The sequence below is a fragment of the Arthrobacter sp. UYEF20 genome, from assembly GCF_040546335.1.
Classification (GTDB): domain Bacteria; phylum Actinomycetota; class Actinomycetes; order Actinomycetales; family Micrococcaceae; genus Arthrobacter.
In genome coordinates this window covers 26,695-50,463 of the sequence record NZ_JBEPNP010000005.1, presented here as the reverse complement: position 1 = coordinate 50,463, position 23,769 = coordinate 26,695, and the positions used below count along the sequence as shown (strand labels likewise).

The 23,769-nt window shown below is 66.5% G+C and carries 22 protein-coding genes; 8 read left to right on the top strand and 14 right to left on the bottom strand.

Annotation, left to right across the window (positions count from 1 at the left end):
- Nucleotides 1-57 precede the first annotated feature (57 nt).
- Both aspS and hisS read right to left on the bottom strand, forming a co-directional pair.
- A complete protein-coding gene (gene aspS, locus ABIB26_RS07580) occupies nt 58-1,830 on the bottom strand; it encodes an aspartate--tRNA ligase (RefSeq protein WP_354241046.1) in 1,773 nt (590 codons plus the stop codon).
- Nucleotides 1,831-1,926: 96 nt separating this feature from the next.
- Complete coding sequence (gene hisS, locus ABIB26_RS07575) at nt 1,927-3,273, bottom strand: histidine--tRNA ligase (protein WP_354241044.1); 1,347 nt, start codon at nt 3,271-3,273, stop codon at nt 1,927-1,929.
- Between the two features lie 258 nt (nt 3,274-3,531).
- Between hisS and ABIB26_RS07570 the strand changes: the two genes are divergently transcribed.
- The 3 genes from ABIB26_RS07570 (at nt 3,532) to ABIB26_RS07560 (ending at nt 6,855) form a co-directional block, all read left to right on the top strand.
- Nucleotides 3,532-4,338, top strand: a complete 807-nt coding sequence (locus tag ABIB26_RS07570; protein WP_354241042.1) for a peptidylprolyl isomerase — start codon at nt 3,532-3,534, stop codon at nt 4,336-4,338.
- A 61-nt stretch (nt 4,339-4,399) separates the two neighbouring features.
- On the top strand, nt 4,400-6,130 hold the full coding sequence (locus ABIB26_RS07565; RefSeq protein WP_354241040.1) for a DUF349 domain-containing protein: 1,731 nt from the start codon (nt 4,400-4,402) through the stop codon (nt 6,128-6,130).
- A 113-nt stretch (nt 6,131-6,243) separates the two neighbouring features.
- Complete coding sequence (locus ABIB26_RS07560; protein ID WP_354241038.1) at nt 6,244-6,855, top strand: hypothetical protein; 612 nt, start codon at nt 6,244-6,246, stop codon at nt 6,853-6,855.
- Here the strand turns inward: ABIB26_RS07560 and ABIB26_RS07555 are convergent.
- The 9 genes from ABIB26_RS07555 to pdxT form a co-directional block, all read right to left on the bottom strand.
- Complete coding sequence (locus ABIB26_RS07555) at nt 6,852-9,245, bottom strand: RelA/SpoT family protein (protein WP_502913633.1); 2,394 nt, start codon at nt 9,243-9,245, stop codon at nt 6,852-6,854. The genes ABIB26_RS07560 and ABIB26_RS07555 overlap by 4 nt on opposite strands.
- Before the next feature lie 161 nt (nt 9,246-9,406).
- A complete protein-coding gene (gene secF, locus ABIB26_RS07550; protein WP_354241036.1) occupies nt 9,407-10,417 on the bottom strand; it encodes a protein translocase subunit SecF in 1,011 nt (336 codons plus the stop codon).
- On the bottom strand, nt 10,418-12,193 hold the full coding sequence (secD, locus tag ABIB26_RS07545; protein WP_354241034.1) for a protein translocase subunit SecD: 1,776 nt from the start codon (nt 12,191-12,193) through the stop codon (nt 10,418-10,420).
- A 106-nt stretch (nt 12,194-12,299) separates the two neighbouring features.
- Nucleotides 12,300-12,707, bottom strand: coding sequence for a preprotein translocase subunit YajC (gene yajC, locus ABIB26_RS07540; protein ID WP_354241032.1), 408 nt, complete (start codon nt 12,705-12,707; stop codon nt 12,300-12,302).
- A gap of 227 nt (nt 12,708-12,934) precedes the next feature.
- On the bottom strand, nt 12,935-14,047 hold the full coding sequence (gene ruvB / locus ABIB26_RS07535) for a Holliday junction branch migration DNA helicase RuvB (RefSeq protein ID WP_354241030.1): 1,113 nt from the start codon (nt 14,045-14,047) through the stop codon (nt 12,935-12,937).
- Nucleotides 14,040-14,684, bottom strand: coding sequence for a Holliday junction branch migration protein RuvA (gene ruvA, locus ABIB26_RS07530; RefSeq protein WP_354241029.1), 645 nt, complete (start codon nt 14,682-14,684; stop codon nt 14,040-14,042). Before ruvA ends, ruvB begins: the two co-directional genes overlap by 8 nt.
- 93 nt (nt 14,685-14,777) lie before the next feature.
- The gene (gene ruvC, locus ABIB26_RS07525) at nt 14,778-15,365 is read right to left on the bottom strand and encodes a crossover junction endodeoxyribonuclease RuvC (RefSeq protein WP_354241027.1); all 588 of its coding nucleotides are present in this window, start codon (nt 15,363-15,365) and stop codon (nt 14,778-14,780) included.
- On the bottom strand, nt 15,362-16,117 hold the full coding sequence (locus tag ABIB26_RS07520) for a YebC/PmpR family DNA-binding transcriptional regulator (RefSeq protein WP_354241025.1): 756 nt from the start codon (nt 16,115-16,117) through the stop codon (nt 15,362-15,364). Before ABIB26_RS07520 ends, ruvC begins: the two co-directional genes overlap by 4 nt.
- Before the next feature lie 2 nt (nt 16,118-16,119).
- The gene (gene pdxT / locus ABIB26_RS07515; RefSeq protein ID WP_354241023.1) at nt 16,120-16,821 is read right to left on the bottom strand and encodes a pyridoxal 5'-phosphate synthase glutaminase subunit PdxT; all 702 of its coding nucleotides are present in this window, start codon (nt 16,819-16,821) and stop codon (nt 16,120-16,122) included.
- Nucleotides 16,822-16,913: 92 nt separating this feature from the next.
- Between pdxT and ABIB26_RS07510 the strand changes: the two genes are divergently transcribed.
- The 4 genes from ABIB26_RS07510 (at nt 16,914) to ABIB26_RS07495 (ending at nt 20,332) form a co-directional block, all read left to right on the top strand.
- On the top strand, nt 16,914-18,203 hold the full coding sequence (locus ABIB26_RS07510; RefSeq protein ID WP_354241021.1) for a Mur ligase family protein: 1,290 nt from the start codon (nt 16,914-16,916) through the stop codon (nt 18,201-18,203).
- A complete protein-coding gene (locus ABIB26_RS07505; RefSeq protein WP_354241019.1) occupies nt 18,200-19,015 on the top strand; it encodes a type 1 glutamine amidotransferase in 816 nt (271 codons plus the stop codon). The genes ABIB26_RS07510 and ABIB26_RS07505 overlap by 4 nt, the downstream gene beginning before the upstream one ends.
- 15 nt (nt 19,016-19,030) lie before the next feature.
- Nucleotides 19,031-19,435 carry a VOC family protein gene (locus ABIB26_RS07500; RefSeq protein ID WP_354241017.1) on the top strand — a complete coding sequence of 135 codons (405 nt, stop codon included), beginning with the start codon at nt 19,031-19,033 and terminating at the stop codon, nt 19,433-19,435.
- Nucleotides 19,436-19,768: 333 nt separating this feature from the next.
- Nucleotides 19,769-20,332, top strand: coding sequence for a phosphotransferase (locus ABIB26_RS07495; RefSeq protein ID WP_354241015.1), 564 nt, complete (start codon nt 19,769-19,771; stop codon nt 20,330-20,332).
- A 97-nt stretch (nt 20,333-20,429) separates the two neighbouring features.
- Here ABIB26_RS07495 and ABIB26_RS07490 read toward each other — a convergent pair whose 3' ends face one another.
- Complete coding sequence (locus tag ABIB26_RS07490; protein WP_354241013.1) at nt 20,430-21,302, bottom strand: hypothetical protein; 873 nt, start codon at nt 21,300-21,302, stop codon at nt 20,430-20,432.
- A gap of 75 nt (nt 21,303-21,377) precedes the next feature.
- Between ABIB26_RS07490 and ABIB26_RS07485 the strand changes: the two genes are divergently transcribed.
- A complete protein-coding gene (locus ABIB26_RS07485; protein WP_354241012.1) occupies nt 21,378-21,878 on the top strand; it encodes a GNAT family N-acetyltransferase in 501 nt (166 codons plus the stop codon).
- 13 nt (nt 21,879-21,891) lie between these two features.
- Here ABIB26_RS07485 and ABIB26_RS07480 read toward each other — a convergent pair whose 3' ends face one another.
- Nucleotides 21,892-22,728 carry an alpha/beta fold hydrolase gene (locus ABIB26_RS07480; protein WP_354241010.1) on the bottom strand — a complete coding sequence of 279 codons (837 nt, stop codon included), beginning with the start codon at nt 22,726-22,728 and terminating at the stop codon, nt 21,892-21,894.
- 158 nt (nt 22,729-22,886) lie between these two features.
- Nucleotides 22,887-23,738, bottom strand: a complete 852-nt coding sequence (locus tag ABIB26_RS07475; RefSeq protein ID WP_354241009.1) for an alpha/beta fold hydrolase — start codon at nt 23,736-23,738, stop codon at nt 22,887-22,889.
- Between the last annotated feature and the right edge of the window lie 31 nt (nt 23,739-23,769).

Sequence of the window (23,769 nt, the reverse complement as noted above, 5' to 3'; positions counted from 1 at the left end):
TGAGACGGCAGAGGCCCCCCGGTTTCCCGGGGAGCCTCTGGCGTTGAACCATGCCGGCTATTCGGCCTTCTTGGCCTCCGGCTTGAAGTCAACGCCGGCTTCCTTGCGCTGCTGCGCCGTGATCGGAGCGGGCGCCTGGGTCAGCGGGTCGAAGCCGCCGCCGGACTTCGGGAAGGCGATGACGTCGCGGATGGACTCAACGCCAGCCAGCAGTGCCACCACGCGGTCCCATCCGAAGGCGATGCCGCCGTGCGGAGGCGCGCCGAACTTGAAGCCCTCCAGGAGGAAGCCAAACTTGGTCTGGGCATCCTCCTTGTCCAGGCCCATGAGTTCGAAGACCCGTTCCTGGATGTCGCGCTCATGGATACGGATGGAGCCGCCACCGATTTCGTTGCCGTTGCAGACGATGTCGTAGGCGTAGGACAGCGCCGACTCGGGATCCTTGTCGAAGCTGTCCATGAACTCGGGCTTGGGCGAGGTGAACGCGTGGTGCACGGCGGTCCACTTCCCGCTCCCGACGGCGACGTCACCGGAGGCGACAGCGGCTGCGGCCGGTTCGAACATCGGGGCGTCGACAACCCACACGAAGGCCCAGTCCGACGGGTTGATCAGGCCGGTGCGGTGGCCGATCTCCACGCGGGCGGCACCCAGCAGGGCACGGGCCGCGGACTTCTCCCCTGCGGCGAAGAAGATGCAGTCGCCGGGCTTGGCGCCCACGGCACCGGCCAGGCCGGCACGCTCAGTCTCCGTCAGGTTCTTGGCCACGGGGCCGGCCAGTTCGCCGTCTTCCTTGAAGAGGACGTAGGCCAGTCCCTTGTGCCCGCGCTGCTTGGCGAACTCCTGCCAGCCGTCCAGGGTCCGGCGCGGCTGGGAGGCCCCGCCGGGCATGACGACGGCGCCGACGTAGGGGGCCTTGAAGACGCCGAAGCCGGTGTCCTTGAAGAACCCGGTCAGTTCGGTGAGCTCCACGCCGAAACGCAGGTCCGGCTTGTCCGAGCCGTAGCGGGCCATCGCATCGTGGTAGGTGATGCGCTGGATCGGCGTCGGGATCTCGACGTCGATCAGCTTCCAGAGTGCCTTCACGATCGCTTCGCCGAGCCGGATGATGTCATCCTGCTCCACGAAGCTGGCTTCGATATCGAGCTGGGTGAATTCCGGCTGGCGGTCCGCGCGGAAGTCCTCGTCGCGGTAGCAGCGGGCAATCTGGTAGTACTTCTCGAAACCGCCCACCTGCAGGAGCTGCTTGAACAGCTGCGGGGACTGCGGCAGCGCGTACCAGGAACCGGGCGCGAGGCGAGCGGGGACCACGAAGTCGCGGGCGCCTTCCGGCGTCGAGCGCGTCAGCGTGGGGGTTTCGATCTCGACGAAGCCGTCCTGGTGGAGCAGTTCACGGGCCACGCGGTTGGCCTCCGAGCGCAGCCGCAGGTTCCGGGCGGGGCCGGGGCGGCGCAGGTCAAGGTACCGGTGCTTGAGGCGTGCTTCCTCGCCCACTTCGACGTGCTCATCGATCTGGAACGGCAGCGGCTCGGAGGTGTTGAGGATGGTGACCTTCTCGGCCATGACCTCGATCTCGCCGGAGGCCAGCGCCGGGTTCTCATTGCCCTCGGGGCGCCTGGACACGGTGCCCACAATCTGCAGCACGTACTCGTTGCGCAGACCGTGGAAAACCTCTTCCTCACGGACCACAACCTGGGCGACGCCCGAAGCGTCACGCAGGTCAACGAATGCGACACCACCGTGATCACGACGCCGGCCGACCCAGCCGGCCAGGGTTACGGTTTGTCCAATGTGCTCGGAGCGAAGGGATCCGAGGTCATGTGTGCGCAGCACAGCACGCCTTTCTGAAGAAGACAGAATCAAGTAAGTGAGGCCCGCTACGGGAACGGTCCCGTCCGAGTTTACCCGCTGGCCGGCGGGTAAGGCGTCCTAGCTGTTGGTGACCCGGACGTGCAGGTCCTCCTCGGCGGGGGCCCAGCTGGCCGGATCGGCGTCGGACTGTTCGCCGGAGCGGATGTCCTTGACCTGGTGCTTGCCGTCGTCGTCGGTGAACCAGACAAACGGGATGCCGCGGCGGTCGGCGAACTTGATCTGCTTGCCGAACTTCTCGGCCTTCGCGGCGACCTCGGTGGCGATGCCCCGGCTGCGCAGCTGCGCGGCGACGTCCTGGGCCGCGCCCCAGGTGTCGTCGTTGTTGAGCGTCACCAGCACGGCGGTGGGCACCGAGCGTGTTGCCTTGGCGAGGTCCTGGCTGAGGATGCGCGAGACCAGCCGGGTCACGCCGATTGACAGTCCGACGCCGGGGAACTTGCGGTTGCCCTTGCTGGCCAGTGCGTCGTACCGGCCGCCGGAGCAGATCGAGCCGAGCTGTTCGTGGCCCACCAGGATGGTTTCCACCACGGTCCCGGTGTAATAGTCCAGGCCCCGGGCGATGCTGAGGTCCGCGACGACCCGTCCCGGGGCGTGCTGAACGGTGGCCGCAATGACCTGTTCCAGCTCGTTCAGTCCTTCCTCCAGCAGTTCGCTGCTCACGCCCAGGGCCCGGACCTGCTGCACGAAGGACGTGTCCTCGGTGCGGATCGAGGCGAGCTTGAGCGCCAACTGTGCCTGCTCCTCGCTGGCCCCGAGTTCGGATTGCAGCAGCTCCGCCACCTTGGCGGGACCGATCTTCTCGAGCTTGTCGATGCTGCGCAGTACTCCGGCTGTGTCCATGAGTCCGATGCCGTGGTAGAAGCCTTCGGCGAGCTTGCGGTTGTTGATCCGGAGCAGGAAATCCGGAATCGGCAGGGCGCCCAGGGCCTCGGCGATGACCAGGGCAATCTCGACGTCGTAGCGGAACGGCAGTTCGCCGTCGCCGACGATGTCGATGTCCGCCTGGGTGAACTCGCGGGCGCGGCCCTCCTGCGGGCGTTCGCCGCGCCAGACCTTCTGGATCTGGTAACGGCGGAACGGGAAGGCGAGGTAGCCGGCGTTCTCCACGACGTAGCGGGCGAAGGGCACCGTCAGGTCAAAGTGCAGGGCCAAGGCATGCGGATCACCCTTGTGTGACTTGGCTTCCTCGCTGTCCTCATCCTGGAGCCGGCTCAGGCCGTAGACCTCTTTGTCGATCTCGCCCTTGCGCAGCAGCTGGCCCACCGTCTCCACGGCCCGGGTCTCGATCGAGGAGAAGCCATGGAGCTCAAAAGTCCGGCGCAGGGTATCCAGCACATGGAGCTCCACCAGCCGCTCCTCGGGAAGCCACTCGGGGAATCCGGACAGGGAGGCGGTGCGTGCCATGGTGGAATTTTCTCCTCAGGTATCACCGGCCGGTTCACTTGCGCCGCATCCCGGCCGTAACGGGATGTCCGAAACGGCTAACAGATAAGCGGCAGACCGGCCAGTCGTGCATAAACTGTGTGCGGCAGTCAGTTTATGCGTTGAACGCCGGCATCTCTAATGAGGCCGGGCACTAACGGGACTACCCACAGCTTTGCAGCTGAAACCGCGACGGCGCCACGGCCCGTCGAGGTTCCGGCCCGACAACCAGGAGGACTTTTGGCGGCCAGTTCACGGAGCGCCCGCGATGCCAAGCGGCGCGTCCAGCAGATGGAAGCAAAGCGCGGGCTGCGCCGGGAGCAGGACAAACGCCGGAAGCGGGACAACATCCTCGCCGTGGGCGCGGGCACCGCGGCGGTGGCCCTCGCCCTCGTCCTCCAGCTGACGGTCTTCTCCTCCAACCCCACCGAGGAGGAATTCGCCGCAGCGCAGGCCGAACTCGCCTCACCGGCCGCGACGCCGTCGGCCTCGGCCTCGGCCGGCAACGGCGAGAACATCCCCAAACCGGAGACCGCGGCCGGCAAGACCTTCACCGGCGAGCTCAAGCTCAATGCCGGAACACTCGGCGTCGAACTCGACGGCACCAAGGCGCCGCAGGCTGCCGCCGTCTTCAAGTCCCTGGCGGACCAGAACTTCTACGCCGGACTCAGCTGCCACCGGCTCACCACGGGCGAGACCTTCGGCGTGCTGCAGTGCGGCTCCAAATCCGGCGACGGCAGCGTCGATCCGGCCTACACCTGGGGTCCGCTGGAAAACACCCCGCCGGACAATGACTACCCGGCAGGCACCATCGCCGTGGCCAGGACGGGCGGGAACGCCAACGGCAACGGCACCCAGTTCTTCATTGTGTATAAGGACACCGTCATTCCGGCCGACGCTGCCGGTGGCTATACGGTGGTCGGCAAGGTGACATCCGGACTCGACGTGGTCGCCGGGATCGCTGCCGCCGGCCTTAAACCGGGTGATAACGCCACCGACGGCGCACCTGTGGAACCAGTCACGATAGACTCGTTCTCACTGAAGTAACCAGCCGGGGCCCTTGCGGCCACGGCGCCGGTATTTCCCTCCAAGCGAAAGACTTCTAGCGGTGACAGACAGTCAGAAATCCGACGAAACAGTGTCAGCAGCAGCTGCCAACGAGACCGAAGCCGAGGCAGTGTCCGTAGGACACGGCGCAGGACAAGCAACGGCACAGGCGCCAGCACACGCGACAGCACAGGCGCCAGCACACGCGACAGCACAGGCGACAGACACTCCGCCAGACCCAGCAGCGGACACGCTAACAGAGCCGCAGGTAACAGGGCCGCAGGTAACAGAGCCGCAGGCCGAGGTTAAGCCTGCACCGGAAGCTCCCGCCGCGGAAGCAGCCCCGGCTGAAGCAGCACCCGCCGCTGAAGCAGCCCCGGTGGCAGCAGCACCCGCCGTCGCAGCAGCACGCGCCGACGAAGCCGCCCCGGCTGCGTCGCGCCCCGCGCCGTCCCCGGCAGCCTTCGCGGCCCGGCCCAAGGCAAAGCCTTCCCCGGCCGCTCCGGCAGCCGCACCGGCGTCGGTCTCCTCGGCGGCTTCGCTCGCCGAGGCCGCCCGCTGGGGCCGTGTCGAAGGCGACGGCCATGTCTTCCTGACCGTAGCCGGTGAGGAACACCCCGTCGGCCAGTACCCGGGCGTCAGCGATGACGAGGCCTTGGGCTATTTCGCCCGGAAATACGACGACGTCGTCGCGCAGATTGTCCTGTTGGAACAGCGCGTCAGCTCCAAGGCGCCGGCCACGGACATGCAGAAGACCGTCACGCACCTGCGCGAGCAGCTGGCCGAGCGGAACATGGTGGGCGATCTCCCCGCCGCCGAGGCCCGCCTGGACGCCCTCGCCACGCAGATCAGCGAGCTTGAGAAGGCCGAGAAGGCCGAACACGACGCCGTCCGCGCCGCCGAACTGGCCGCCCGCGAAGCCATCGTGGCCGAAGCTGAGGAGATCGCCGGACACGACCCGGCGCAGATCCAGTGGAAGACCTCCAGCGCCCGGATGAACGAACTCTTCGAGGGATGGAAGACGGCTCAGAAGAGCGGGGTCCGGCTCGGCCGGAGCAACGAGGACGCCCTCTGGAAGCGCTTCCGGGCTGCCCGTACCGTCTTTGACCGGCACCGCCGCGCCTACTTCTCGCAGCTGGACAGCAACAACTCGGCAGCCAAGGCTGCCAAGGAGAAGCTGATTGCCGAGGCGGAAGCCTTGTCCTCCTCGACCGACTGGGGCTTCGCAGCTGGCGAGTACCGCCGCCTCATGGACGAGTGGAAGGCCTCTCCCCGCGCCAGCCGCAAGGACGACGACGCCCTCTGGGCACGTTTCCGGGCCGCGCAGGATGTCTTCTTCACCCACCGCCAGGCAGCCAATGATGAGATCGATCAGGAATACGGCACGAACCTCGTGGTGAAGGAAGCCCTGCTGGTCGAAGCCAACGGGCTGCTGCCCATCAAGGACCTCGCTGCCGCCAAGAAGGCACTCCAGTCCATCCGTGACCGCTGGGAAGAGGCCGGCAAGGTGCCGCGCGCCGATATGGGCCGCGTGGAAGCCGGGCTGCGGAAGGTGGAGGACGCCGTCCGCCAAGCCGAGGATGAGAACTGGAAGCGGTCCAACCCGGAAACGAAGGCCCGCACCAACAGCGCGCTGAGCCAGCTGGAATCCGCCATCGCCGGCCTCAAGGACGACCTTACCAAGGCCGAGAAGGCAGGCGACGAGCGCAAGATCACGGTAGCCAAGGAAGCTCTCGAAGCCCGCCAGGCGTGGCTGGAACAGCTCGAGCGTTCAGCGAGCGAACTCTCCTAGCACCCCGGCGGGCCTAGCACCCCGGCTGGAATCCAGCCCAGGCCCCGTTTCGGTTATCCACATGACCGGGACGGGGCCTGTTTCGTGGCCCGGACACCGGGCACGATTGCTGAATGGTCCACCCGCCCGGCGCTGATCCGGTTGCCCCTGATGCTCTTCCGGCCGAACTGTACTCCCCCGGCATGCTCTTCTCGTGGCCGGAGCTGCAGGCCATGGCGTCCGACGGCGTCCTGACGCAGCTGTACCAGCGCGGCTACCTGCCGCCGGGCACCCGTTCCACCCCGCGGCTCCGGGCCCGCGCTCTCGCCACGATGATCCCGCCGCCGATCAGGCAGCGCGTGGTCGCAGGCAGGATGACGGCGGCCTGGGTTTACGGCTGCGCGCGGGAACCGGACCGCCTGGCGCTGCTGGTGGACGCCAACCGGAGACTTTCCAGCCTGAGATCCACGCGAGGCTGCACTTTCCATGAGGTGCGCCTGGGTCCGTTCGACGTCGTCAGCCTCGGCGGGCTGATGGTCTCCAGCCCGCTACGGACTGGCGTGGACATCGCCCTCCATGTGGAAACGGAACGGGCGCTGCCGGCCCTGAACGCGCTCCTGGCCCGGACTGAGCTGGGCGTGCGGCTGCGCCTGCTCCGGCTCGCCGTGGAAGCCACCCCGCACGTGCCGCACAAGAAGGGGGCACTGGAGAAACTCGCTGCCCTGGAGGACGGAAAACCGCCCTAGCTGCGCCGCCGGTTCCCGGTGGTGCGATAGACGTCAAAGACACCGTCGATCCGGCGGACCGCACTGAGCACGTGGCTCAGGTACTTGGGATCGCCCATTTCAAAGGCAAACTTGGAAATGGCCACGCGGTCCGTGGAGGTGTGCACGCTCGCCGCCAGGATATTGACGTGGTTTTCCGACAGGATCCGTGTAACGTCCGAAAGCAGGGACTTGCGGTCCAAGGCCTCGACCTGGATTTCCACCAGGAACACGCTCGACTGCGTGGGCGCCCAGTCGACGTCGACAATCCGGTCCGGCTGGTCCATCAGGCCCGCGACGTTGGTGCAGTCGGTCCGGTGCACGGACACGCCCGAACCGCGCGTGACAAAGCCCAGAATCGGATCCGGCGGCACGGGTGTGCAGCACCGTGCCAGCTTCACCCAAACGTCGTCCACGCCGCGGACGACGACGCCGGAATCGGAGTACTTGGCTTTGCTGACCTGGGTGGGGATGGAGACCTCGGAGAGGTTATCGCCGGGCGTTTCCTTCCCGCCGAGGCTCTCGACAAGGCGTTCCATGACGGACTGGGCCGAGGTGTGGCCGTCACCCACCCCTGCGTACAGCCCGGAAATGTCCGCGTACTTGAAGTCCTCGGCGATTGCGGCGAGGGCGTCGTGCGTCATGAGCCGCTGCAGCGGGAGGTTCTGCTTGCGCATGGCCTTGGTCAGCAGTTCCTTGCCGCGGTCGATCGCCTCGTCGCGGCGTTCCTTGCTGAACCACTGCCGGATCTTGTTGCGGGCACGGGCGCTCTTGACGAAGTGCTGCCAGTCCTGGCTGGGCCCGGCCCCTTCGGCCTTCGAAGTGAAGATCTCCACCCAGTCGCCGTGGTTCAGTTCGCTGTTTAGCGGCACCAGCTTGCCGTTGACCCGGGCACCGATGGTCCGGTGGCCCACCTCGGTATGCACGGCGTAGGCGAAGTCCACGGGTGTGGAGCCGGCGGGCAGGGCCATGACCTCGCCCTTGGGGGTGAAGACGAAGACCTCGCGGGCGTTGATTTCAAAGCGCAACGAGTCCAGGAATTCGCCGGGATCGGAGGTCTCCTGCTGCCAGTCGACCAGGGAGCGTAGCCAGCCCATGTCGCCGTCGCGGGGGCTGCCCGGACCGGCAGCCGTGCGGTTCGGCTGGTCCTTGTACTTCCAGTGCGCGGCGACGCCGTATTCGGCGCGGCGGTGCATCTCATGCGTGCGGATCTGGATTTCGACCGGCTTGCCGCCCGGACCGATCACCGTGGTGTGCAGTGATTGGTACATGTTGAATTTGGGCATCGCGATATAGTCCTTGAACCGCCCCGGCAGGGGGTTCCAGCGCGAGTGCATCGCGCCCAGTGCCGCGTAACAGTCCCGGACAGAGTCGACGAGGACCCGGACGCCCATGAGGTCGTTGATGTCGTCGAAGTCCTTGTCCCGGACGATCATCTTCTGGTAGATCGAGTAGTAATGCTTCGGCCGTCCGGTGATGGTGGCCTTGATCTTGGCCGCGCGCAGGTCCTCGGTGATCTGGTTGCGGATGACACTCAGGTTTTTCTCGCGCTCCGGGGTCCGGTCCCCCACCATGCGCACGATTTCCTCGTAGACCTTCGGGTAGAGGGCCGCGAAGGAGAGGTCCTCCAGTTCCCACTTGATCGTGTTCATGCCGAGCCGGTGGGCCAGCGGTGCAAAGATTTCCAGGGTTTCCCGGGCCTTCCGCGCCGAGGACTCGGCGGACACGAAGCGCCAGGTGCGGGCGTTGTGCAGCCGGTCAGCGAGTTTGATCATCAGCACCCGGATGTCTTTGGCCATCGCCACGACCATCTTGCGCACCGTTTCGGACTGGGCCGCCTCGCCGAAGCTGACCTTGTCCAGTTTCGTGACGCCGTCAACCAGCATCGCGACTTCGGGCCCGAACTCGGCCTTGAGGTCCGCCAGGGTGTAGGACGTGTCCTCGACGGTGTCGTGCAGCAGTGCCGCGGCCAGCGTGGTGCCGCTGAGGCCCAGTTCGGCGAGGATCGTGGCCACCGCCACGGGGTGCGTGATGTACGGATCGCCGCTCTTACGCTTCTGCCCGCGGTGGCAGCGCTCCGCCACGACGAAGGCACGCTGGATGAGGTCGAAGTCCTCTTTGGGGTTGTTGGCACGCACGGTGCGGAGCAGGGGCTCCAGGATGGGCGAGTAGGCCGGGGCGCCGCGCCCTGTCAGCCGGGCGAGCCGGGAGCGGGTGCGTTCGCGGCGGCCGGGGAAGGTGGTCCGCGCGCCCGAGCTATCGACGGGGACAACCGGATCGGCGCGGACAGGAGCCACCACACCAGTCTGCGAACCCTGGCCGGTACCCTTGTCCGCTGGTGCTGCCGGCACCGGCGTCGAACGTTCTTCCAATGAAGCACCCCTCACAACCCGTTAATTACTCAAGTCTATTCCCGCGGCAGGATACTTCGATAACCGGCCGGAATACGGCGACGGGCCGGAGAGCGTCACGGATGACGTTCTCCGGCCCGTCGGATCACCGCCACCGGGCATGGCTCGAAACCTGCCGCAGGCTACGCCGTGGCCGGTGCGGCGGTTTTGGCCGCAGCCTCTGCCCGGCGCTGCTCCACGCGCTTGGCCTGCTTGACCAGCTCAGGTTCGTTCTGACGCAGCCAGGCGTAGAGCGGCGCGGCGATGAAGATCGTCGCGGCCGTTCCGATCAGGATGCCAAAGAACAGCGCCAGCGAGAGGTCCCGCAGCGTTCCCGCCCCCAGCAGCCCGGCGCCGATGAAGAGGATTGCACCGACGGGAAGGATGGCCACCATCATCGTGTTGATGGAACGGACCAGGGTCTGGTTGACGGCCAGGTTGACTTCCTCGCCGAAAGTCCGCCGGGTGGAAGCCTGCAGGTCCGCGGTGTTTTCCCGGATCTTGTCGAATACCACCACGGTGTCGTAGAGCGAGTAGCTGAGCACAGTCAGGAAGCCGATGATGGCCGACGGCGTCACCTCGAAATCGCTGAGCGCGTAGACACCGGCCGTGATGAACATCGTCACGACCATGCCGGCGATGGCGGACAGTGACATCTTCCAGGTGCGGAAGTACAGCGCCATCATCACGGCGGCGAGGCCGACGAAGATCAGCAGTCCCAGCAGGGCCTGCTTGGTCACGTCTGCGCCCCAGGTGGGCCCGATGAACGTGGACGTCACTTCGTTCTCGGTCACCCCGTAGGCCTGCGTGAGGCCTTCCTTGATCTGCAGCGTCTCGTCGTCGGTGAGCTTGTCCGTCTGGATGCGCATCGTGGTGCCGGCGACATTCGCCACCCGCGGGATGCTGCCGGCGACAACGCCCTGAACGGCCTGCTCACCGACGGTCGCGTCCGTGGTCTTGACATTGGAGACGGTGAATTCGGATCCGCCGCGGAACTCGATGCCGAGGTTGAAGCCGCCCTTGGCGACCGGGAGCAGGACCGAGAGCGCAACCAGGACGGCCGCGATCAGGAACCAGATCTTCTTCGACCCGACAAAGTCGTACGAGCGTTTGCCCGTGTACAGCTCATTACCGAAAGTAGAGAAGCTGGCCATTTACTTGCCCTCCTTGGACGCGCTCTTGGAGGAACCGGCAAGCTGTCCCTGCTTTTCCTGTTCCTGACGTTCCGCGAGGCGGCGTTCTGCAATGGTCATCCTGCGTTCGGCTTCGGCCGCGGCGCCAGTGTTCTTGGCACGGACCACTGCGGGCTTGTCCTCCGGCGTGCGGATCCGGCCCGCTCCCCGGTAGAGGGGCACGGCGCCGAGGCGCTTCGGGTCGAGTCCGGAGAACTTGTGGCCTTCACCGAAGAACTTGGTGCGGGCCAGCAGCTGAAGGGTCGGGTGCGTGAACATGAAGACGACGATGAGGTCAGCGATCGCGGTCAGGCCGAGGGTGAAGGCGAAACCGCGGACGTTGCCCACTGCCACGAAGTACAGCACCAGGGCGGCGAGGAGGTTCACGGCCTTGGACGCCAGGACGGTGCGCTTGGCGCGCTTCCAGCCGTTCTCCACCGCCGAGACGAGGCCGCGGCCTTCACGCAGCTCATCACGGATGCGTTCGAAGTAGACGATGAACGAGTCCGCCGTCTGGCCGATCGCGACGATGATGCCTGCGACGCCTGCGAGGGACAAGCGGTAGTTTTCGGTCCAGCCCAGGATCGCGATGGCCAGGTAGGTCAGCGCGCCGGCCACCACGAGGGAGGCTACCGTGACGAAGCCTAGCGCCCGGTACTGGAACAGCGAGTAGACCACCACGAGGAGCAGGCCAATCAGGCCGGCGAGCATGCCCATGCGGAGCTGCTCCCCGCCAAGGGTTGCCGAGATCTGCTGTTCGCTCTGGATCTCGAAGCTGATCGGCAGGGCGCCGAAACGCAGCTGGTCGGAGAGGGCCTTCGCGGACTGCTCGGTGAAGCCGCCGGTGATCTGCGGGCGGCCGTCGGTGATGACGGCGAGGGACCGCGGCGCGGAGATGACCTGGTCGTCGAGGACGATCGCGAACTGGGCCTTCGGATCCGAGCCGCCCTGGCCGCCGCCGGCGGTGTAGAACTGGTACAGGCGCTCGGTGACGTCCTTGAACTTGGCCGTGCCCTGGTCGTCGAACTGGATGTTCACGGCCCACTCGTTGGTTACGGCGCCCTGGGCGCCGGCCTGCAGCTGGAAGGAAGAAGCCTTGATGTTCGAGCCCTTCACTTCAACCGGTCCGAGGATGTACTTGATGGCCGGCGAGTTGGCCGACGCCGGCTCGCAGGTGACCAGCGGCTTGGCCGGGTCGGAGCGTTCCTGCTTGTCCTGGGAGGGGTTGTCGCAGTCGAGCGCCTCGAACTGCTTGTAGACCTCGGGGGTGATCCAGTTCTCATCACTGCTGTTGGCAGGCGCGGCCGTGGGCTGGGGCAGCTTGTCGTCCGGGGTCCTGGACTCCGCGGGAACAGCTGCGCCGGGCCCGGCCTGAATGACCGGGCGGAAGTTCATGTCGGCGGAGGCCTGGATCAGCGCGCGGGTTTCCTTGGAAGGGGTGCCCGGGAGGCTGACCACGACGTTGCGGCCGGACTGCGTGCTGATTTCAGCTTCCGTGACGCCCGAGCCGTTCACGCGCTGGCGGATGATCGCCACGGCCTGGTTGAGCTGTTCTTCGTTGATGTCCGAACCGCCGCCCTCCACCTTGGGCGCCAGGATCATCTGGGTGCCGCCTTCAAGGTCCAGGGCGAGCTTGGGAGCCCAGCTCGCCTGGCCGGCCATGGTGCCGCCCGCCAGGACTGCAGTCAGGACGGCGAGAATTACGCCAAGCCAGACCAGCACCCTGAGGGCTGTGTTTTTGGGGCCAGTACGTGCCATTGTCGATCTTTCTCTTATTTACGGAGGAACCGCCGGTGCGGGCCCGGAGGCACGCACCGACGGATGCCCGCAACCGTTACTTCGCGGGATAGCTCAGGTAGGCAGACTAGCTGTCTTTCTTGCCTTCGTCATTGAGGCGGCGCAGAGTTTCATCAGGAGTTTCATTGCGGGGCGCTTCATTGACAGGAGCGGCACTGTCCGCTTTTTCAGTGGTCAGCGAGGAAGCGTCGTTGGGAACCACCGCGGGCTCCTCGGCCGCGACAACCGGCTCAACAATCTTGGTGACGGCCTGACGGTGCACGGTGGCGGTGTTTCCCGGGGAGAGCTCGAGCAGGACCTTGTTCTCTTCCTCATCGATTTCGACGATGCGGCCGTACAGGCCGAAACTCGTCATCACCTCGACGCCGGGGCCGAATTTCGACTGGAGCTGCGCCTGCTGCTGCTGCGTCTTCTTGTTGCGGCGGAACATCATGAAGACGAACACGCCGAGCATGACGAACAGGAGAATTGTCATTGGATCCAAGGGGAAATTCCATTCTTTTACTTGCCTAGCTGGGTTTCAGCAACGTCCGCTTCACTCCGGGCCACCTGGCAGGTTCCCTGCCTGGCGGTGCCTGGCAGCGTACCTGCCGGAAAACCATACCCGGCCAGGAGCGGCCAGATGCGCGCCGCCCACAGAAACAAAGACCCGAACGTGCCGAGCGTCATTCCAGTCTAAAGGGAAAAGCTCACGGGGTGGTGTTATTGACTGTTACGGATCCATTCCGGATCCGCTTCCTCACCCAGTTCTGCACCGAGTTCTTCACCGATGTCCTCGGCCGGGAACAGCTCCAGGGGGTCCTGCGCGAAGACTCCGGCCGGCACGGCAAAGCCGAGGTGGGTCCAGGCCGGTGCCAGGGCAATCCGGCCCCGGGGTGTCCGCCCCAGCAGTCCCTCGCGGACGAGGTATGGCTCGGCCACGGTTTCCACGGTCTCCGTTTCCTCACCGACGGCGATCGCGAGGGTGGACAGGCCAACCGGTCCCCCGCCGAACTTCGTGATGAGCGCCTCGAGAACGGCACGGTCCAGCCGGTCGAGGCCGCGCTTGTCCACCTCGTACATGTCCAGCGCGGCGGAGGCTGCCCGGGCATCGATCTGCTCGATACCGTGCACCAGCGCCCAGTCCCGCACGCGCCGCAGGAGCCGGTTGGCGATGCGGGGTGTGCCCCGGGAGCGTCCGGCAATCTCGCTGAAACCGGCGGAGTTGACCTTGAGATCCAGGAGCCCGGCGGAACGCCGCAGCACAAGTTCGAGTTCCTCCACCGAGTAGAACTCGAGGTGGCCGGTGAAGCCGAAGCGGTCCCGCAGCGGTCCCGGCAGGAGACCCGCCCGGGTGGTGGCACCGACCAGGGTGAAAGGCGGCAGTTCGAGCGGGATGGCGGTGGCGCCGGCACCTTTGCCGACGATGATGTCGACGCGGAAGTCTTCCATCGCCATGTAGAGCATTTCCTCGGCCGGCCGGGACATCCGGTGGATCTCATCGAGAAAGAGGACCTCGCCCTCGGAGAGGGAGGACAGGATCGCGGCGAGGTCGCCGGCGTGCTGGATGGCCGGGCCGCTGCTGATCCGCAGCGGGGCGTTCATTTCGGCCGCGATGATCATCGAAAGCGTGGTCTTGCCCAGCCCGGGAGGCCCGGAGAGGAGCACGTGGTCGGCGCTGCGTCCGCGCATGCGGGACGCCTCCAGCACCAGGGAGAGCTGCTTGCGGACCCGGTGCTGGCCGACGAAGTCGTGCAGGTTCTTGGGCCGGAGCGCGGCCTCGATGACCCGCTCCTCCGGCTCCTCTCCCCCGGCGACGAGCGACGGCTCAGCCACGGGCGCCTACCCTGTTCCCGGCGCGGGCGCCGTCCTGGCCCAGCCAGCGGAGGGTGGCGCGAAGGATCTCGGCCACGTTGCCCTTCTCCGCCAGTTCGGGGGAATCGGCCAGGGATTTATCGATGCTGGCGGTGGCGTCCTTTTCGGACCAGCCGAGGCTCGTCATGGCCGCGACAACCTGCGGCTTCCAGACCGCTTCCGCGGATGCCGCCGGGGCCGTGGGGCCTGCGGTCCCGTGCGGCACCAGCTTGCCGGCCAGTTCCAGCACGATCCGTCCGGCGACCTTGGGTCCGATTCCGGGCACCTTCGTGAAGGCCTTGCCGTCGCCGGAGTGGGCGGCGACGCGGATGGCCTCGGGTTCGTGCACGGCCAGGACGGCCAGCGCCAGGCGGGGACCGACGCCGCTGACACTGAGCAGGATGTCGAACACCTCGCGTTCGTCATCGCTGGAGAACCCGAAGAGGGTGAGGGAGTCCTCCCGCACGATCAAGGAGGTGAAGAGCTTCCCCTCCTGACCCACCCGCAGGCTGCCGAGGGTCTGCGGCGTGGCGTTCACGCTCATGCCTGCGCCGTTGAGGTCGATCACTGCCGAGGACAGGCCGACGTGCGCTACGGTTCCGCGGAGAAAACTGATCAAAGCCGGGCTCCTGGGTTTACAGCTGACAATTTAAGCCGGAAGAACCGGCTATCCGAACATATATACGAATACCCTACCAAGCGGGCCTGACAATCAGCGCGCACGGCGCGCTTTTGCTTCCGCGTCCGCCCACGCCCGCTGGGCCGGGGTCAACGACTGGCTGCCGGGTCCGGTGGTGACTGCGCCCTTGTTAGAAGTCCCGCTGCCGGCCCGCCAGGCGTGGGTGATGGCCAGCGCCAGGGCGTCGGCGGCGTCGGCCGGACGCGGCGGGGCATCGAGGCGGAGGATCTTGGTCACCAGTTTGGTCACGGCGTCCTTGTTGGACGTTCCGCTGCCGGTGACCGCGGCCTTGACCTCCGACGGCGTGTGCAGCGCCACCGGGATGCCGCGGCGGGCGGCGGCGGCGATCACCACGCCGGAGGCCTGCGCCACGCCCATCACCGTGCTGACATTGAGCTGGGAGAAGACGCGTTCGACGGCGAGGACGTGCGGTTCGTACTTGTCCAGCCACTCGTCGATCGAGGTGGCGATGACCAGCAGCCGCTGGTCGAGGCTTTCCTCGGGAGAGGTTCCCACGACGCCGAACGCCACCATGGTGGCGCGGCGGTTCGTCTCAACGTCCACGACGCCGATCCCGCAGCGGGTGAGGCCCGGATCGACGCCGAGGACGCGAAGGGTCACTCGGCTTCCAGTGCGGCCTGCACTTCGTCGCTGAGGTCGGCGTTGCTGTAGACGTTCTGGACGTCGTCGAGTTCTTCCAGGGCGTCCACGAGCTTCAAGAACTTCTTGGCGGCGTCGAGGTCCAGCGGCACCTGCATCGACGGCACGAACTCGGCCTCATCGGTCTCGTACTCGATCCCGGCTTCCGTGAGGGCATCGCGGATGGCCTGGAGGTCGGTCGGCTCGGAGTGGATCTCGAAGCTGTCGCCGTTGTCCTTGACTTCCTCGGCGCCGGCGTCGAGGACGGCCATCAGCACGTCGTCCTCGCCCAGGCCGTTCTTCGGCAGCGAGACGACGCCCTTGCGGGAGAAGAGGTAGCTGACCGAACCGGGATCGGCGATGGTGCCGCCGTTGCGGGAGATGGCGAGCCGGACCTCGGAGGCGGCACGGTTCTTGTTGTCCGTCAGGCACTCGATCAGCAGCGCCGAGCCTTGCGGACCGCGGCATTCGTACATGATCTCGGTGTAGTCCACCACTTCGCCGGTGAGGCCGGCGCCGCGCTTGATGGCGCGGTCGATGTTGTCAGCGGGGACCGAGGTCTTCTTGGCCTTGGTGACGGCCAGCTCCAGGCTGGGGTTGCCCGCGAGGTCCGGTCCGCCCATGCGCGCTGCAACTTCGATGTTCTTGATCAGCTTGGCGAACGACTTGGCCCGGCGGCTGTCGAGGATGGCCTTTTTGTGCTTGGTCGTCGCCCATTTGGAGTGGCCTGACATGCTTACGCTTCTCCTCTGATCATTCGAATAAACAATTCGTGCACGCGCTTCTCGCCCGTCACTTCCGGGTGGAAGGAGGTGGCCAGCAGCTGGCCGGAACGCACAGCAACAATTCTAGCCGTCCCGTCCAGCGCCTCGGGGTGGCCTGCCCTGGACGGCTCCACCCTGGCGAGGACCTCCACGCCGTCCCCCACTCGCTCAACCCAGGGCCCCCGGATGAAGACGGCATGGACGGGGGGCACGCCGTGCTCCGTGGCGCTGAATTCCAGCCCCTTGAAATCGAGGTCCGTCTCGAAGGATTCCCGCTGACGGCCAAAGGCGTTGCGGCGGACCGTGATATCCAGGCCGCCGAAGGTCTGCTGCGGATTCCCGGCGAGGTCCCTGGCCGGGTCGGCGATCTCGTTCGCCAGCAGGATCATGCCGGCGCAGGAACCGTAGACCGGCAGCCCGCCCCGGATGCTCTCACACAGCGGCTCCCGGAGTTCGAAAATCCTCGACAGCTTGTCAATGGTGGTCGATTCGCCGCCGGGAATGATGAGGCCGTCGAGGCCGTCCAGCTCGGACGGGCGGCGGACTCCGATGCCGGTGGCGCCGGCATCCTCCACTGCGCGCAGGTGTTCGCGGAAATCGCCCTGGAGTGCCAGGACTCCGATCCGCAGGCCTGCGCCCGCGCGGGATTCAAGCGCAGAAAGGGGGTTGGTCATTCGACCAGCATAGTGGGACGGGTCTTCCCGAACGGCACCAGGCGCTGCCACCCGGCAGGCTTCCATGCCGCCGCTGGGATATATTACAAAGCATGTTTTACTTCAGTGTTCCGCTCGGCAAGCTCGTCCGCCGGGTCTCCCGGCTCAGGGGCGGAGGCTCTGCCCTTCCCGGGCTGGTGGTTGAAAAAATCGACCCCGGCTTCATGCAGCGGACACTGTCCACGCTGCCCCTCGGCGTCGCGGTCGTCAGCGGTACCAACGGCAAGACGACCACCACAAAGATGGTCGTGGAGCTGCTGGAAAGCCAGGGCCTGACGGTCTTCACCAACCGCACCGGCAGCAACTTCACCCGCGGCGTCGCCGCTGCCCTGCTCGGCGAGGTGGACTGGCGCGGCAGGCTCACGGCCGACGTCGCGGTGCTGGAGCTGGACGAGGCCCACGCCGTGCACTTCGTCAACCAGGTGCCGCCGCGCTACAGCCTCCTGCTGAACGTCCTGCGGGACCAGCTGGACCGCTTCGGGGAGATCGACAAGACCGCGGAGCTCTTGCAGCATGTTGCCTCCAAGACCACCGGAACCGTCGTGCTGAACCGGGAGGACCCGCGCGTCGCCCGGATCGCGGAAACGCTCAACGGGCCCGAGGCCCTGTATTTCGGGCTGGACGACTCCCTGCTGAGCACCTTTCCCAACGACGACGAGATGCGGGCGGCCCCCGGCAGCCCGGTGCCTCCTGCCCCCGCGAGGCCGCACGCCGACGTCGTGCTGCGCCGGGTCGGTGCCGACGATGCCGACTTTGAGTACGACGGCGTCACCGTCACCACCGCGATGAAGCTCCGCGGCGTCTACAACATCTTCAACGCGGCCGCCGCGTTGACCCTGGCCCGGGCCATCGCGGTCCGGGACGGGGCTGTGGCAGATAACGACGGCCTGCTCCGGGCACTGTCCCGTGTGGCGCCGGCGTTCGGCCGCGGCGAAAGCCTCGTCGTCGACGGCCTGCCGCTGGAACTGGTGCTGGTGAAGAACCCCAGCGGCTTCCGGCTCGGCCTGAAATCCTTTCCCGCCGCGGGCTACGCCACCATGATCGCGATCAATGACAACTATGCAGACGGCCGGGACATGTCCTGGCTCTGGGACGTCGAATTCGACACCCTCCGTGACGAGGGCGTGGACCAGCTGAGCGGCTCGCGGGCCTACGACATGGCCCTCCGGCTGCAGTACGACGACGTCCCCATCGGCGCCGTCAACACCGAAATCGCGCCCGCACTGGCTGCCTTCATCCGCGGCGCGAAGGACAAGCCGAAACGGATCTTCTGCACCTACACAGCCATGCTGGCCATCCGCCGCGAGCTAGCCAAAATCACCACAGTGGAGGTGGTCTCATGACCCCCGAATCTTCGTCCGGGCAGGCCGGGCGGCAGTCCGGGCACGGGCTCTCCTTCGGGCACGAGCTGCCGCCGGAGGACTCCGCCGCCCCCAGCAAGGGAACCATCCGGGTCCTGCAGCTCTATCCGCGCGACATGAATATCTACGGAGACTGGGGCAACGCCTTGGTCCTCGCCCAGCGCCTGCGCTGGCACGGCTACACACCGGAACTGCTCGAATACAACGTCGGCGACGACTTCCCCGCCCACGTGGACCTGATCCTCGGCGGCGGCGGCCAGGACAGCGGACAGCTGGTGATCAAGGACGATCTGCTGTCCCGGGAATCCACCTTGCGGGAGCTGGCCGAGGACGGCACCCCCATGCTCGTGATCTGCGGGCTGTACCAGTTGTTCGGGAAGTTTTTCAAGACCCGGCTGGGTTCGGTCATTCCGGGAATCGGCATCCTGGATGTGGAAACGCACGGCACCGAAGTGCGGCTGATCGGCAACGTCGCGGTGGCCTCCCCGGAATTCGGCAGCATCCTCGGGTACGAGAACCACAGCGGCCAGACCACGCTCGGGCCGGGCGTCTCCCCGCTGGGATCCACGGCCAAGGGCACGGGCAACAACAGCACCGACGGTCAGGAAGGCGCCCGCTACCGCAACATCGTGGCGAGCTACCTGCACGGCTCGCTGTTGCCCAAGAACCCGGCGCTGGCAGACTTCCTGATCCGGACTGCCGTCGAACGCAAGCACGGCACTTTCATCCCCGGCACGCCGGATGACTCCTACGCCGTCCTCGCCCGCGAGCACGCGGCCCGCCGGCCGCGCTGACAGCGGACTCAGGACGTGAGCGGTGATTCCGAAGGTGCCTTGCACCATGTCGAGCTGTGGGTGCCAGACCTGGTGCGCGCCAAGGCGGAATGGGGATGGATCCTGACCAGCCTGGGATACGAGGCCTACCAGAGCTGGCCCCACGGACTCAGCTGGCGCCGGGGCCAGACCTACTTGGTTGTCGAAGAGTCGCTGGACCTGAGCAGCCGCGAGCACCACCGCACCGCGCCCGGACTCAATCACCTGGCATTCCACGCCGGAAGCGCACAGCGGGTTGACGCCTTAGCAGACAAAGCCCCGCTGCACGGTTGGAATCCGTTGTTTCCGGAAAAATACCCGAATGCCGGCGGCCCCGGACATTATGCTGCCTATCTGGTGAATTCCGACGGGTTCGAAATAGAACTGGTTGCCGCGAATTGAGCCGGTCTCGGTCCCGGCCCTTCTGCGATCCGTAGCTGATCCACCGTTGCACCGTTCTACCCCCAGGGATTTTGGAATTGTTGCCCGGTTAGCCGCAATTCGATTTCGACCGTGATGCGGGCGCACTTGCGCCCAGGTTAGCGTGGTGCTGTGAATCAAGAAGGAGACGTTCTGGCGGGCGGTAATTCCACGGTCGTGACACGCATTGGTCAGACAGTCCGCCGGGGCGCAGGGCCATGGACGCCCGCGGTGCACGCCCTGCTCAATACCTTACGATCCGCCGGAATCACAGAAGTCCCCGCGACCCTCGGAATGGACGGGCGTGGACGGGAAGTGCTCAGCTATCTTCCCGGCGACGCCGCGCACTACCCGCTTCCGGAATGGGTATGGAGTCCGTCCATCTTGCACGACGCCGGAGCGCTCCTTCGACGCATCCACGAGGCAAGCGCGGAGCTTGCCGCAGCCGACCTCCATTGGCAATTGCCCACTCATGAGCCTGCAGAAGTCGTGTGCCACAACGACGTTTCGCCCTACAACATGGTGTTCCAGAAGGGCCGTCTCGTCGGGCTCATCGACTTCGACACAGCCTCGCCTGGCCCCCGGGCCTGGGACTTTGCCTTCCTGGCCTACCGGCTCGTGCCTTTGGGAGAAAATGGGGGCGACGCAGCGCCGGACGAGAACGAACGACGGGGTCGTCTCGATGCCTTGATCGACGCTTACGGCGTGCACTTTGAGCACCGGGACGTTTTTGAAATCCTCGCGGAAAGGCTTGGCGAGCTCGCCGATTTCACCGACGGCCGCGTCATGGCAACGGGACGTGCCGAGTTCGCCGAACACGCCGCCATGTACCGCCGCGACCGGGCCAGCATGCTCGAGTTGGCACGTAAGACTCCCTGAACTTCGAGAAAAGAAGAACCACGGACGCCGGCAGCAAAAAGGCGAGCTGCGTCAGTTCCAGTCCGCGGCGTGGGGGAAGGGTTCGTCACTCCTCCCACTAGTTCCCGGCATCCCAGGTCAGATCCGCGCCTTCGGGGATCTCAAGGGCCTCGATCGCCGGATCCGCGACGAGCTCGGCCACAAGCGCCGAACTGCCGGCGATGATGGTCGAATGGAAGTCGATCTCCGTGACCAGTGCCCAGGCCCTGTCCTCGGGCCAGAGCAGGCTGGGTGATTGCGGCCAGCGCGGATCATGGTGCCACGGCGCGTTGCGGACCCAGGCCGGGTCGGTGAATTCGGCCGGGGAAGACGAAAAAAGAAAGTGACTGCGGCCGGGAAGCTCAAGCCTCGGCCCGCGTACCACGCTGGCCGGCAGAAGCCCTGAACCGGCCCCGTCCTCGGCGCCAAGCGTTACGGTTCCTCGTCCGCCTCCGCCGTCCGTGCCGAAGCTCAACTGGCTGTATCCGGCCGAGCTCGTGAGGCCGCCCCACCCTTCCCAAATCGCGGCGACGCCCTTGCCCGGCGTCGTCGTGTGCCGGGAAAGGATCGACGCCGCCGCGGCCAGCACGTGGATGTCCAAGTTCCCCTGCCACGGCTCGGAGTAGCGCCAGCCCGCGGCGTCGAGGACCTCACGGTACGGCCCCGCGGCCGGCCCCGGCAGGCGGTGATACTGCGCGAGGGCGTGCATCGACGTGCCGAACGTCCGTGCCACCTCCTTCCACGGAACGGATTCACTGTCGACGTCGACCAGGACTTCTCTGTCCTGCCCGTGCCAGGACAAAGTATCTGCAGGCCGGTCCCGGGCCGCCGGGTGGAAAACCCGGGCGTAGGCGGCATAGCCGTGCGGCACGACGCTATGCATGTCCCTGGCCGCCGGGTCGAGGAGCGGCACGAGCCAGCTGCCGGATGCGGCCTCGTTGAGAGATTCCATGGCAGCAGCCTACTGAGGCCGTGCTATCCGGTAGATTGGGTGACCGGCCATAGATTCGGCGGAGGAGCTTTCAGCATGATTCGGATCGAGCGGGATGACCCCCGGCGCCGAGATGTCCTGGAGCTCTTGGGCGGGCATCTAGCGGACATGTCCGCCACGTCGCCCGCGGAAAGCGTGCACGCGCTCGATCCTGCGGCGCTTTCCGGCCCAGCCATCACCTTCTGGACTGCGCGGCAGGACGCCAGGGTCCTCGGCTGCGGAGCCCTCAAACAGCTGCAAGCCCGTCAGGGTGAGATCAAGTCAATGCACACAGCCGCCCACGCCCGCGGCCGGGGCATAGCCGCGCTCCTGCTGGCCCATATCGTTGACGAAGCCCGGCGTAGCGGCCACGAACGATTGTTTCTGGAAACCGGAAGCCAGGAGTTCTTCGCCCCCGCACGTCGGCTGTATCACCGGCATGGATTTCTCGATTGCCCGCCATTTGCCGGCTACGTCCTCGATCCGAACAGCATCTTCATGACCCTTGACCTTGCGGCACACGAACCGGCCGGACACATTCCGCGCCACCTCCGCTGAGGCCGAAGCAGTCTCACCTGCGGTTGACGAATGCCAGCACGTCGCGTGCGACCCGGCTGCTGGCGGCCACCCGGAGATGGCCGTGGCCTTCGTACCAGATCAGGGTGCAGTCCGGGATCAGTCTGGCTGTCTCAAGGGCAACATCCTTCGGGAAGAACCGGTCGCTGTCGCCGCAAATAAGCAATACCGGCTGCCGGATCCTCGGCAGTACCGCCCGTGAGTTGAAGGACAGTTCCGCCCGGGCTTCGGTCCGGATGTCCTCTGGCGGATATGGGGAGGCAGCGAGCAGGCGACCGCCGATGGCGGGCCCCAGCAACCGGCGCAGCCACCGCCCGTGCGGCCCCGGAACGAGGTACTCGGCGAAGGCTCTCCCGGCTCCTCCGGTGTCGCCGCTGGCGAGGGCAGCCGCCATCCGGGAGTCAACGTCCTTACCCCAGTCGCTGACTTCGGCTGCTGCGATGACCACGGCAACCCGGCCGAATGCGTGGGGATGCAACGCCGCCAGGTAGTGGGCGATCATCCCGCCGAACGACTCGGCCACCACCACGTCGATGTGGCCGCCAAACTCCTCGGTGATCACCTGGGCGTAGTCGTCGGCCATATCGGCAATCGTGTGCTCCGGCGGCATGTTCCGGCGGCGCGTGACCATCCAGACGGCAAATCCGGCGTCCAGATACGGCTCAAACTGCCGGCGGAACATGCGGCGCATCATCCCCTGCGGCACCGCACTCCCCGGGCCGCCCTGGATGAACAGCAGCGTCTTCCGGCCGTTGCCCCAGCTGAGGTAGTCCATGCCGTTCCGGAAGGTACCGTTCCTGGCCGTCCGCTGCGCCGCCGATACTCGCGCCATCAACGCCTCCCGTCCGTGAGCGACAAGAGCTGAATCACCGAGTCCCCGTGTCAACACCACCGTAAGCGTCACCCCCGCACCGGGCAAGGCCCGTGCCGGGCTCCTGGAGGCCGGGCAAGGCCCGTGCCGGGCTTCCTGGCGGCCGGAGGCGCCCAGGATCATCGGCTGACGTGGCTTCCCCGCAGCAGCTCCGCGAACTCCGTCGGGCGGGATGCCGGCCACCAGTGGCCACTGTCCACCCGGATGACCGTGAGGTTTTCCACCCACGAATCCAGTCCCTCCACGAGGTCCGGAGACAGGAAGGAATCCTTGAGTGGCACTACCACCTGGATGGGCATTGTCACGCGGCCGCCCGCCGGCCAGTTCCCGGCCGAGAAGAAATTGGCGCGGTAGAGCGCCAGCCCGCGGACGGGATCATTGCCGACGTCGCGCTTCGCCGTCTGCTCGTAGCGCTTGGTGCGGAACAGGCGCCAGGCGGCCTCCGGCAGCTTCGGCACGAGGAACGCGGCGATGTACCAGCTGCGCAACAGTTGTCCCGCCAGTTGCGGCCAGGCGCGGGGACGCCAACGCCGGCTGCGCACCCAGCGGGCGAAGTGCCGCAGGTCCGGGCCCGAGATGCTGGTGTACCGGCTGATCCGGCCCGCGGCCCGCGGATCCTGCACGGCGGCCCAGCCCTGGATCGACCCCCAGTCATGGCCCACGAGATGCACGTCCGCGGCGCCCACGGCCGCCAGCACGGCGAACACGTCGTCCACCAGCGTCTTCAGCGTGAAGTCGCCTGGGGTCGCGACGACGGCCGAAGCGCCCGCGTTCCGGGTGTCGTAGGCAACCACGTGGTGGGTCCGGGCGAGGTCCCTGATGGCCGTCAGGAACACCTGATGGTTGTCCGGGTAACCGTGCACCAGCAGCACCGTCGGCACATCTGGTGCCGGTTCCGGGCCGTACTCAAACACAGCCAGTTCGGCTCCGTGCGCCGCGACGGTCCGCCGTCGTTCCTTCAATTGCTCCATGCTGACCAAGCATAGGGCAGCATCACAAAAT

Excerpts from the sequence above, each read along its gene's own strand:
- yajC (WP_354241032.1), bottom strand. The coding sequence starts at position 12,707 with ATGACAATTCTCCTGTTCGTCATGCTCGGCGTGTTCGTCTTCATGATG.
- secF (WP_354241036.1), bottom strand. The coding sequence starts at position 10,417 with ATGGCCAGCTTCTCTACTTTCGGTAATGAGCTGTACACGGGCAAACGC.
- hisS (WP_354241044.1), bottom strand. The coding sequence starts at position 3,273 with ATGGCACGCACCGCCTCCCTGTCCGGATTCCCCGAGTGGCTTCCCGAG.
- ABIB26_RS07480 (WP_354241010.1), bottom strand. The coding sequence starts at position 22,728 with ATGGCGCGAGTATCGGCGGCGCAGCGGACGGCCAGGAACGGTACCTTC.
- ABIB26_RS07505 (WP_354241019.1), top strand. The coding sequence starts at position 18,200 with ATGACCCCCGAATCTTCGTCCGGGCAGGCCGGGCGGCAGTCCGGGCAC.
- ABIB26_RS07520 (WP_354241025.1), bottom strand. The coding sequence starts at position 16,117 with ATGTCAGGCCACTCCAAATGGGCGACGACCAAGCACAAAAAGGCCATC.
- pdxT (WP_354241023.1), bottom strand. The coding sequence starts at position 16,821 with ATGACCAACCCCCTTTCTGCGCTTGAATCCCGCGCGGGCGCAGGCCTG.
- ABIB26_RS07490 (WP_354241013.1), bottom strand. The coding sequence starts at position 21,302 with ATGGAATCTCTCAACGAGGCCGCATCCGGCAGCTGGCTCGTGCCGCTC.
- ABIB26_RS07560 (WP_354241038.1), top strand. The coding sequence starts at position 6,244 with ATGGTCCACCCGCCCGGCGCTGATCCGGTTGCCCCTGATGCTCTTCCG.
- ABIB26_RS07475 (WP_354241009.1), bottom strand. The coding sequence starts at position 23,738 with ATGGAGCAATTGAAGGAACGACGGCGGACCGTCGCGGCGCACGGAGCC.
- secD (WP_354241034.1), bottom strand. The coding sequence starts at position 12,193 with ATGGCACGTACTGGCCCCAAAAACACAGCCCTCAGGGTGCTGGTCTGG.
- ABIB26_RS07510 (WP_354241021.1), top strand. The coding sequence starts at position 16,914 with ATGTTTTACTTCAGTGTTCCGCTCGGCAAGCTCGTCCGCCGGGTCTCC.
- ABIB26_RS07485 (WP_354241012.1), top strand. The coding sequence starts at position 21,378 with ATGATTCGGATCGAGCGGGATGACCCCCGGCGCCGAGATGTCCTGGAG.